The following is a 10,541-nucleotide window of genomic DNA, read 5'->3' on the forward strand; positions in this document are numbered from 1 at the left end:
GACAGCCAAGGTGCAAGGCGCTGGACAGCTGCGAGATGTCATAAGATTTATCGCTAAGGACATGTGATGATTGAGATAAAACAACTCAACAAGGTATTCGAACTCGGGGAGCGCCGAATTCATGCCCTTAAAGACATCAATTTATTTATTCCGAAAGGAAAAGTGTTTGGTGTGATTGGCGCCTCTGGCGCGGGCAAAAGCACGCTGATCCGGATGGTTAACCTGCTTGAGCGCCCAACCAGCGGCTCAGTGACCGTGGGCGGCGTCAACCTTACTGCGTTACCCAACCGCGAGTTAACCCAAGCGCGCCGTAAAATCGGCATGATTTTCCAACACTTTAACCTGCTGTCGTCGCGCACCGTGTTCGACAATATCGCCCTGCCGCTGGAGCTCAGTGGTACGCGCCGCGATGAAATTGAAACGCGCGTCAGCGAGTTGCTCGATTTGGTCGGCTTGGTCGATAAGCGTGATGTGTATCCTGCCAGCCTCAGTGGTGGACAAAAGCAGCGTGTCGCTATCGCTCGCGCGCTGGCGCCAAGCCCAAATGTATTGCTCTGTGATGAAGCAACCAGCGCATTGGATCCGGCTACAACCCAATCAATTTTGTCGTTGCTGCAAACCATTAATGAAAAACTCAACCTCACCATTTTGCTGATCACCCACGAAATGGATGTGGTGAAGCGCATTTGTCATGACGTGGCGATTATTGGTGATGGCGAACTGGTTGAGTCTGGCCCCGTAGGCGATATTTTTGCTCATCCTAAATCCGAGTTAGCGAAAAACTTTATTCGCTCCACCTTGGATTTATCGGTGCCACACGACTACGCCCAACGCTTACAAAAAGACTACTTTAAAGGCAGCTATCCGCTGGTGCGTCTAGAATTTACAGGCGCCACCGTCGACGAGCCACTGATCAGCCAGATGTCGCGCTTATTTAATATTGATATCAGCATCTTAAGCTCTGACATTGATTACGCTGGCGGCGTGAAATTTGGTCTACTCTTGGCGGAGATTATGGGCCCGAAAAGTGCCGTTGATGATGCGATTCACTACCTAAACAAACACCATGTCGCCACGGAGGTACTTGGCTATGTCGATTGATGCGTTAACCCAATGGATTGGACAAAACCAAGCACTGATTGAACTGCTGACCGATGCCACCGGCCAAACCATTTATATGGTGTTGGTCTCTGGGCTGCTTGGCTTTGTATTCGGGATCCCACTTGGCGTGCTGCTGCACATCACCAAAAAAGGCGGACTGAAAGCACAGCCACGGGTTAATCAAATTTTGGGCGCCGTCGTGAACATCGGCCGTTCAATTCCGTTTATTATTTTGTTGGTGGCTATCATCCCATTCACTCGCTTTGTGGTGGGCACCTCCATCGGCACCGCGGCAGCCATTGTGCCGCTCACGGTCGGCGCGATTCCATTTATTGCACGTTTGGTGGAAGGGGCGCTTTTAGAGCTACCTGCAGGGTTGGAAGAAGCCGCAAAAGCGATGGGCGCAACCCCAACCCAAATCATTTACAAAGTGCTGCTGCCCGAAGCGCTACCGGGGATCATCAATGGTGCCACCATCACCTTAGTCACCTTGGTGAGCTATTCAGCCATGGCGGGTGCCGTCGGCGGTGGCGGCCTCGGGGATGTGGGCATTCGCTACGGTTATCAGCGCTTTGATACCACCGTCATGCTGATCACAGTTGTGATGCTGGTCGTGCTGGTACAAGCGATTCAATCATGCGGAGATTACTTAGTGCGTCGCACAAATCACCGCTAAATACCCAAACACATAAACACAACATTTGTCCCAGCCACTTGGGATGCCACACGGCCTCAAGTGGTGCGGGAATACCGTCAAAACGGATACGTTTTTTAAAAGGGAGACAGACAATGAAAACCACGATTAAAACACTGCTTGCCACACTTGGACTGGCCTCAACCCTTGTCCTTACCGGCTGTGGAGAAAAAGAAGCTGCCGTGCAAGACAACAGCAAAATCACCGTTGGCGTCATGGCCGGTGAAGAAGCACAAGTGGCCGAATATGCGGTTCAAGAAGCCAAAAAACTCGGCCTTGAGGTGAAACTCATCACCTTTACCGACTATGTATCCCCTAACGCCGCCCTCGCCGATGGCTCTGTGGACGTGAATGCCTTCCAGCACAAACCGTACCTCGACGCACAAATCAAAGACCGTGGCTACGAGTTTGCGATTGCAGGCAACACCTTTGTGTATCCGATTGCGGCCTACTCTTACAAACTCGATAGCGTGGCCGATTTGCCTGAAGGCGGCAAAATTGCCGTACCTAACAACCCATCGAACCTTGGCCGTTCGCTGGTATTGCTTGAACAGCAAGGCATTATCAAACTCAAAGAAGGCGCTGGCATTAACGCCACCAAACTGGATATCGTTGAGAACCCGAAAAACGTGGAAATCATCGAGCTAGAAACGCCACAACTGCCTCGCTCACTGGAAGATGTAGACATTGCGATCATCAACAACACCTTTGCCGCGGGCGTGGGCCTAACCCCAAGCAAAGACGGTTTGTTTGTTGAAGACAAAGAATCGCCTTACGTGAACCTGATTGTGGCGCGCAAAGACAACGTAGACGCTGAAAACGTGAAAAACTTTGTTAAAGCCTACCAAACCGACGCGGTTTACAACGCCGCAATGGAAGTTTTTGACGGCGCAGTGGTAAAAGGCTGGTAAGCCAGTCCGCTCACCACACTGAAATACTCAAGCCCGCGCTGAAAAGTGCGGGCTTTTTGCTATGAAGTAATAATACTGCGCGTCGATTGAATAGAAGCGTAGCGATCTCCCAACGCTGCCATTGATACTGTATGAACAGAGCGTTCATCAATTGTGCTTCCTTGATGATCCGGTAATGAGCGTGACGCACAGGCATCTTCACAAACGATCACTTCATATCCTCGTTCTAGAGCACCAATCGTCGTTGCCATAACGCACATATGACTCATAAAGCCTGCAACCAAAATTTGAGTACAACCGGTTCGTATCAAGGCACTTTCAAGCTCTGTATTATAAAACGAGCTAGGTAGCATCTTGTGTATCACCTTCTCGCTGGAAATAGGTGTCAAACAACTGACAACATCAGACAGCTCACTATCACAGTTAAAGATGGGGGAGCTTGAACTTCCTTTATGTAAAACATGAAAAACCGGAACAGACAGGCGGCGTGCTTTATCAAGGATTTTTTGGGCATTAAACAATGCTTTTTCTCCGGATTTTCCTAAAGGCAAGGCACCGTGTATATATTCATTCTGATAGTCGATAAAAATAACCGCTACACTTTCCCAATTGACTTTACAGTTACTCGCTCCGGCAATATCTCTGAGTGTTTTAATCTCATTCATCGTCTTTCTCCTCGAAAACTAAGCCAATTATATCCACCTGCCGAAACGGATTAAGTGCTATTGATGCACATGGGATGTGCAAAAATGCTTATCAGTGAAGCGTTAGTCTTTGACTTACCTATTTTTGATATAGCGAGGGGTATGGAAAGCAGCTAAATCATGGTTTGACATATCTTCGCTACTTCATCCATTACAATTTTCTTTGACGTGGAGGCATGCGTTCTTTTCGAGGAAAGCATCCAAATATCACGTTTTATGGGTTGTTCGGGCTCCAAAGTCACTAAAGGGCTGGAGCGAAGTGTTATTTCGGGTAATAGCGCAACACCATAGCCAAGCTCTGCTGCCTTTTTCTGTAGAGATACAGTATCAGCCTGGAATCGAATTGACTTAAGGCCATGCTTTTCTATTAAAAATTGACACTCTCTTAAATGGCTCAGCTCAGAGGTATAAGTGACAATATTCACTGGCTCACCGTTTTTCAATCTCTCAATCCAAAACGCGTTTCCTGCAATCAGAAAGGAGCATTCTCCCACTTTTTTACATATGGACTCTCCTTGCTTAGGTAGTCCCATTCTTAACGCAATATCAACCTCTTGCTTCGATACATTCAGATTCCTAGTCGATGTATCTACTTCTATTCTCAGTTCTGGAAAACGGTATTGAAGACTTTTTAGTTGCTCAACGAGCATGCTCTCAGCTAAAAATGGCACCATCGAAATCTTCACCGACTGGTTAAAACGAGCGTCTGGAGAAATTGACTCCGATAATCCATCAACCTCATCTCTCACAATCACAGAGCGCTCATAGAGTAATTCGCCCTCTATTGAGGGCGTAAATCCATCTCCAGTACGATCGAAAAGGTTGATTCGTAACGCGTCTTCAAGCCGATTAATACGCCTTGAAATCGTCGCATGGTTTACATTTAACCTCGCTGCTGCGTCACTGACCTTGCCTGATTCGTAAAGCGCCAGAAAGTACTTTAAATCGTCCCAATTTATCACCGCTAGGCTCTCCTAAAGATCAGGTAAAAATGCAAACCGAATAAAGGCATCTAACTACGCACCCTAACACATAAAAACCTAAACATATGATATTGCAACCCAAACCGGTCTTTCACGAGAAACGCTCTACCGCACACTCAGCCCAAAAGGCAATCCTAACCTCAAGACACTGATGGCGATTGTGGATGCGTTAGGTGACTCATTTGATCAACAACGCCGATAGAAAGCCACCTACACAACAGAGTGAGCGGTGGCTTCACTATTATTAGGCAAGCAGAAATTTATATCCCAGCGAGAACATCAAAAGGCTGAGTGAGGCTGAAATGGTTCTACGTATCAGTTTTGGCCCGTACTTCATCGCCGACGAACTACCAACGTGATTGCCGATCAAATTCATTGCTACCAAAGGCAATGCCAGAAGGTACAGCACGTGGCCTGCAATCATAAAGGCAATAAGAGCACCAATATTGGATGCAAAATTAAATAGCTTGGAAGTTGCAGACGCAGCCACCAGTTCAAATCTGAGTAAATAATGCAGTGCTAATATCAAGAAGCTGCCTGTTCCTGGACCAAAAAAACCATCATAAAACCCAATTACAAACACCGCAGCAGGTACACCAAACAAGAGTACGCCTTTGCTCACAGGCTTTTCCGTTTCTTCACTTAGTTTTCCTTTTGGAAGAAAGGAAAAGATGATCCCTACCGGCAGCATCGCCAAGATAATTTTACCAATCGTCTCTGGGTCAAAATAGAGAATGGCCTCTGCCCCGACATAGGCACCAAGTAAACCAGCGGGTATCCCTGTTGCCACTGCAGTCCAAATTACTTTTTTATTTCGAATGAAATTGCGTATTGCTGCGATAGTACCTAATGTGCTGACAACTTTTTCTTGTCCAAGAGCTAATTGAGGTGGCAGTCCAGCAAGGATAAAAGATGGAACTAAGATTAATCCTCCACCGCCTGCTACTGAGTCAATGAAACCGGCCGCAAAGGCCGATACCATTAATGCTATTAGTATTAAAAGTGTAATGTCGTTACCAAAGAGTTCCATACTGAAAATTCCTGTCGAAGTTATCGATTGTAGACTTTGAAAAGTGCAGACGTATCCATACGACCCAAACCTTGTTGCTGTAGGGATTGATATTCACTATCTACTTTTTCTGTTAACGGAAGATCAATACCCATCTTATTTGCTTCATTAAGGCAAATGCTGAGATCTTTGTGCATCCAGTCAATTGCAAATCCAAAATCGAACTTATCTTGCGACATAGTTACGGTTCTGTTCTCCATTTGCCATGACCCCGCCGCACCATGCCTTAACACATCAACTAACTGGTTTATATTTAGACCTGCTTTTTTTGCCAGAAGGAGGCCTTCGCTTAGCCCTTTCAACACGCCTGCAATACAGATTTGGTTGACCATCTTACTGCGCTGCCCTTGGCCATTTTTTCCCATTAAAGTTGATTGCTTACCATAATTTTTCATCACGGGCTCTACGTGTTCAAAAACAGTTTGCTCACCACCACACATAATTGTAAGAGCTGCGTTTTCAGCTCCAGCCTGCCCACCTGATACTGGAGCATCAATAAACGAAATATTCTTTTCCATACAGACTTTGGCTAATTCTTCTGCAAGCTCTGCAGATGTTGTCGTGTGGTCAACCAAAACAGAACCTGGGACCATACCAGCGAGTACTCCGTCTTCGCCATATACAACACTTCTTACATCTTCATCATTCCCCACGCATAAAAATACAATGTCACAGTTTGTCGCAGCTAACCGAGGAGTTGGCTGATATTCACCGGAAAATTGTTGAGCCCATAGCTTTGCTTTGCTTTCTGTACGATTAAACACTTTGGTCTTGTGCCCTGCTTTTGCAAGATGACCCGCCATTGGAAAACCCATTACACCTAAACCAATAAAAGCGACGTTGTTTGATTTCATATTATTTTCCTTAATCTTTTCCAATATGGTTAAATTCTGGGCTGGCTGGAACGATACGCTCTAACGTACTCATCCCAAACATGCGAGCTAACCAGCGGTCTGTACCATCTGATCTAGATTTAAACCCTTCGCGACTATGTAGAAGCCGTTGATTTTTTATTATCAATAAATCACCTGGTTGATAGACCACGTATTGTTTTAACGACTCATTTTTTAACTGAGCCTCCAGCATAACTAGTGCTGCTGCGGCACTCTCGGTAAGAGGAGTGGTATTTTCCTTGTCATAACGACATAACATCACACCGTCTTCGCTAATTACTAAAATAGGAAGACGGCTCGAACGAGACTGACCGAATGAATCAGGCCGGTTAATACGGAAGTTAGATTGGCATAATTCGTTGACTACACCGCGGCTCAGTTGAGCAATCAACTTATCCAATAGAATAAAATTTGATCGAACCTTGAGATCGGAACGCAATGCCATCAGTGATAAAAATTCAGGACAGCCACTTCGTTCTGTAACGGGCTCACTTGATAATGGTAAATCTGGGTTGTCTACATGATGACCAAAGGTAAAAGTGGAGCCATGAGATGACTTTTCATTTAGAGCATTGAGTGCAGGTACCACATGTCTAAATAAGAATCCTTTATTTTCACTTTGGTATGAGACTGGTTCAACCTTAGCCAATTGATATATCCCAATATGGATTGCGCTAGCTAAAGGAGTTTTTGATGGGGGAACATACCCGTTGTAAGGTGTCGCACATAAATTACTATCAACAGGTAAACCACGGACAATCAGGGCGCATTGATCATCATCTGACTTAAAGTCCTGAATAGCATTGATTACTTCATCATTAAGACTGTGTTTGACTACGTTCCCAAGCCACTCTCTTACGTTAAGCCACTCATTGTCCTCTCGAAACCGTAAATTACTGAATGCTCTTTTTAGCTTATTTGTAGCGTTGTATGATACATGTACTTCTTGAACACTTTGCTTTTTAGGTGTCTCTAACACTTCTTTTTGCATTTCTTAAGCCTGATTTGATGTTGTCATTGCTTTTATTGAGTTATCTCAATTTTGTTTTATATGTAGACTATTGCCGAAAATGACATATGTCAATAGAGTTGGTGTGTTTATTTAAAAGAGTCAAAAACCAAAAGACAGATGTTATAATCGATTGAAAGTGAGGATTGTCCCAAGAGGTAGGGAGAGCGTTTTAGTTGATTTTTGTTTAATTTTTGGTTTTTAAAATGTTAACGATATGTATATGCAAGCATATTTTAATCAAGTATTGTTGGCATAAATTGTTTAATTATCGAACGATCATTTGGTTGGTTGATGGTAGACAAATCTAATTATCAGCAAGTTACAGTTAACAATAAGCTAATTAATTCGCTTTCCATATCCTAGGAGTCCCTTTGTGAATAATAGTAAGTTCATTCGTATAGCTGAAGCTATAGAGCAGAAAATTGAAACAGGTGAGTTCCCGCCAGGCTCAAAGCTACCCACCCATCGTTTACTCGCTGACGAACTTGGAACGACGCCTGCTACCGTTGCAAAAGCTTATAAGTTGCTTAACAACAGAGGGTGTTTGGAGTCATTTGTTGGTCGTGGCACGTTCGTGAGAGCAAACTCGGAACTTGATAAAGCCATACAAGCCCCCGATGAAGAAACACACTTTAACTTCTCAATACTTCAACCTTGCCTAGAGAGAAATGTACCTGCATTGAAGAATGCCTACCGGCAATCCGCGGAGTTACTGACCCCTTCTGAAATTGGATATGTTGAGAGCTCTGGACATAAGGCCCATAGGGCGGCCGGTGTTAAATGGGCGAAACAGTACGGTTTAGAGGGGGCAAACAACGGTAATATGTTACTGACGAATGGGGCGCAGCACGCTTTATCTTTACTCGTTGACACTTTGACTAAGCCAGGTGACACGATTCTAGTCGAACGACTCACCTATCCAGGTATTTTGGCAATCGTAAATATGTCTGACCGTCATGTGATTGGTGTGGACCTTGATGAGTATGGTTTATGCCCACAAGCTTTAGAGGTTGCAATTGAAGCACATCAAGCTGCAATGGTAATAGCAATTCCTAGTCATCAGAACCCAACAGGGATTTCAATGCCAGAATCCCGAAAAAAGGAAATAGCACGAGTTATCAATGATAAGAAAGTTTGGCTGGTTGAAGATGATATTTATTGCTTTTTAGATGATGAGCCAGTTCCTCCAATAGCTAATTTTTCCCCAGATTATACGTTCCACATTTCTGCGTTATCTAAGGCAATTAGCCCTGCGATGCGTTGTGGTTACTTAAAAGCCCCAGACAGTCAGATAACGGCTCTTAATGCAAATATTCGAACTAATATTTGGCTTGCGTCTCCAATTAATTTTATTGCAGCGACATTGTTAATTGAATCTGGTGATGCTTTTCGGTTAGCAGACCAACAAAGGAAAGCTGCACATAAAAGGCAGAAAATGGTAAGGGAGATTTTTACTTCCATTGATTTTACGGCCTCTGGGTACCATATTTGGCTACCATTACCTGCCCATTGGCAGCCGGATCGATTTGCTATGGAGGCAAAAAATCGAGGGGTAATAGTTACCAGTGGTAGTTACTTCTGCGCAAACAATGGAAGTACTCCACATGTCAGATTGTCTCTGATGTCAATCGGGAATGAGGCTCGATTGAGAGATGGCTTGAATCAGCTCCAAAGATTATTGAGTTCTGACATTAATAGTTTTTTTCCAAACTAAAGGGATCAATGCGTTAGGTGGATGATTTGATCAACAACGCCCCCATCAAACTGACTGAGCCCGCGCTGAAAAGTGCGGGCTTTTTGGTATCCGCTGAGTGATGATTTGGGTGCCAAAGAGTAAGGTATGTTTTTTGTTAAATCGAAGCCTTTATCTGTTGCTCTAATGTAAAGGATGACGTATCTAGTGGAAAACTATGAGAGATTAATTCAAAAAACCACGAATGCCTTCACTTTTGCCCAAAACGGTTGGTACATTTAGACACCCCCAAATCTAGATATGAAGCCACATAGGGCGAAAAGATAATGCCAACTCATTACATTTTATCGAAGAGGATTTATGAGTAAATCTGACAAATACCTTTCATTAATCACATTCTTATTTATCACTCTCGCTATATCACTGACTAGTGGCTATCAATACATTGGTGATTTTGTAGAGAAAGGATTAAGCGCACTAAGCATGTTCATCGGCTACTTTGTCCTTATCGCATTGTTTTCCATTTATAAAGACGTATCTTTGTTTACTAAAAAACAGCTGATGTCCATTGCGTTTCTATCAGTATTCATCACACTCGCGTCTTATATCTATCCATATTTTAAATACTCAGAGCAAAATCCAAGCGACCTAATGTCAACTTTTATCTATGACATTGTAATAAACGTGATTATTTTCACTCTTCTCTTTAAGGAATCAAAGCGTGAACGAAGTTCCACTCGAATATAGCTAAAATCGTCGCCAAGCTGTGACTAAAAAACAATTACACAAATAGCCCAAAAATCTTTTCATATCACTTCACCAAATCAATATTTAAACACGGCCTTTCGGCCACCTGAACACTTCTTAAATCGCCTTTAAGTGCTTTAAAGAGCTTATTTTCTACTTTTCTTTTTTCCATTGCTCGCTCTAAAGTATTAAAATATAGCTTTGATGGCGTTTCAAATTCAGGATTAATTCTTCTTAGTTCTGAAAAGCATTTATTTAAGGATATTAAGTTAGAGAGTTTCTCACTCGCAAAATCCTGAGTGATGATTATGTCCTCATCTAAGCTGATCTTTATCAGTGACTTCCACTCTTGGCTGGCAGATATAGCAACTTTAATCAAGTCATCATCAACATAGGTATCACTAATTGCTCGCTCATAGTCATCCCTAACACCATTATTATCTAAATCAACCCCTTCAATGGTATTGTCACCTGGCGTTGGATCTGGTTCTAGCTTCACATCAACTAAATGCTGCCAAGATGATGCACTAGCAAAAACAAAAGCCAGCAATACAATTAATTTTAGCCCTCTCACCTTATCCTCAATTTCGCACTAAGAAATTATTCGATCTAGGACTTACAATGCATGATTAGGTATAAGATCAAAATCTTAATCACTCGCTTTTAGAGTGACAAAACCTAAAAATAGAAACATTACATTTATCAGTTGCATATTTTTACGATCAACATATAAA

The 10,541-nt window shown here is 43.4% G+C and carries 11 protein-coding genes; 5 read left to right on the forward strand and 6 right to left on the reverse strand.

Going from position 1 to position 10,541, the window contains the following annotated elements:
- The first annotated feature begins 66 nt into the window (after nucleotides 1-66).
- From metN to metQ, 3 genes are all read left to right on the forward strand, one after another.
- Nucleotides 67-1,101: a methionine ABC transporter ATP-binding protein MetN gene (gene metN / locus BZG84_RS12205; protein WP_077479669.1), complete on the forward strand. Its 1,035-nt coding sequence runs from the start codon at nucleotides 67-69 to the stop codon at nucleotides 1,099-1,101.
- Nucleotides 1,091-1,777, forward strand: a complete 687-nt coding sequence (locus tag BZG84_RS12210) for a methionine ABC transporter permease (protein WP_077479670.1) — start codon at nucleotides 1,091-1,093, stop codon at nucleotides 1,775-1,777. The genes metN and BZG84_RS12210 overlap by 11 nt, the downstream gene beginning before the upstream one ends.
- Nucleotides 1,778-1,890: 113 nt before the next feature.
- A complete protein-coding gene (gene metQ, locus BZG84_RS12215) occupies nucleotides 1,891-2,706 on the forward strand; it encodes a methionine ABC transporter substrate-binding lipoprotein MetQ (protein ID WP_077479671.1) in 816 nt (271 codons plus the stop codon).
- Nucleotides 2,707-2,765: 59 nt separating this feature from the next.
- Here the strand turns inward: metQ and BZG84_RS12220 are convergent, their stop codons facing one another.
- Complete coding sequence (locus tag BZG84_RS12220) at nucleotides 2,766-3,371, reverse strand: isochorismatase family cysteine hydrolase (protein WP_077479672.1); 606 nt, start codon at nucleotides 3,369-3,371, stop codon at nucleotides 2,766-2,768.
- Between the two features lie 152 nt (nucleotides 3,372-3,523).
- Nucleotides 3,524-4,372 (reverse strand): LysR family transcriptional regulator, encoded by an 849-nt coding sequence (locus BZG84_RS12225; RefSeq protein ID WP_077479673.1) that lies wholly within the window; start codon nucleotides 4,370-4,372, stop codon nucleotides 3,524-3,526.
- Between the two features lie 91 nt (nucleotides 4,373-4,463).
- Between BZG84_RS12225 and BZG84_RS16585 the strand changes: the two genes are divergently transcribed.
- A complete protein-coding gene (locus tag BZG84_RS16585; RefSeq protein WP_077479703.1) occupies nucleotides 4,464-4,595 on the forward strand; it encodes a helix-turn-helix domain-containing transcriptional regulator in 132 nt (43 codons plus the stop codon).
- Nucleotides 4,596-4,637: 42 nt separating this feature from the next.
- On the opposite strand, the gene BZG84_RS12235 is transcribed toward BZG84_RS16585, so the two are convergent.
- From BZG84_RS12235 to BZG84_RS12245, 3 genes are read right to left on the reverse strand one after another with little or no spacing between them, the layout of a single operon-like run.
- Nucleotides 4,638-5,423 carry a TSUP family transporter gene (locus BZG84_RS12235; protein ID WP_077479674.1) on the reverse strand — a complete coding sequence of 262 codons (786 nt, stop codon included), beginning with the start codon at nucleotides 5,421-5,423 and terminating at the stop codon, nucleotides 4,638-4,640.
- Between the two features lie 20 nt (nucleotides 5,424-5,443).
- Nucleotides 5,444-6,316: an NAD(P)-dependent oxidoreductase gene (locus BZG84_RS12240; RefSeq protein ID WP_077479675.1), complete on the reverse strand. Its 873-nt coding sequence runs from the start codon at nucleotides 6,314-6,316 to the stop codon at nucleotides 5,444-5,446.
- Nucleotides 6,317-6,326: 10 nt separating this feature from the next.
- Nucleotides 6,327-7,346 carry a TauD/TfdA family dioxygenase gene (locus tag BZG84_RS12245; protein ID WP_077479676.1) on the reverse strand — a complete coding sequence of 340 codons (1,020 nt, stop codon included), beginning with the start codon at nucleotides 7,344-7,346 and terminating at the stop codon, nucleotides 6,327-6,329.
- A gap of 394 nt (nucleotides 7,347-7,740) precedes the next feature.
- Here BZG84_RS12245 and BZG84_RS12250 point away from each other — a divergent pair, with 394 nt between their 5' ends.
- Nucleotides 7,741-9,081, forward strand: coding sequence for an aminotransferase-like domain-containing protein (locus tag BZG84_RS12250; RefSeq protein ID WP_077479677.1), 1,341 nt, complete (start codon nucleotides 7,741-7,743; stop codon nucleotides 9,079-9,081).
- Nucleotides 9,082-9,871: 790 nt separating this feature from the next.
- Here the strand turns inward: BZG84_RS12250 and BZG84_RS12260 are convergent.
- Nucleotides 9,872-10,381 (reverse strand): hypothetical protein, encoded by a 510-nt coding sequence (locus tag BZG84_RS12260; RefSeq protein ID WP_077479679.1) that lies wholly within the window; start codon nucleotides 10,379-10,381, stop codon nucleotides 9,872-9,874.
- Nucleotides 10,382-10,541 lie beyond the last annotated feature (160 nt).

Source organism: Salinivibrio sp. PR932, from assembly GCF_001996125.1.
Taxonomy (GTDB): Bacteria; Pseudomonadota; Gammaproteobacteria; order Enterobacterales; family Vibrionaceae; genus Salinivibrio; species Salinivibrio proteolyticus.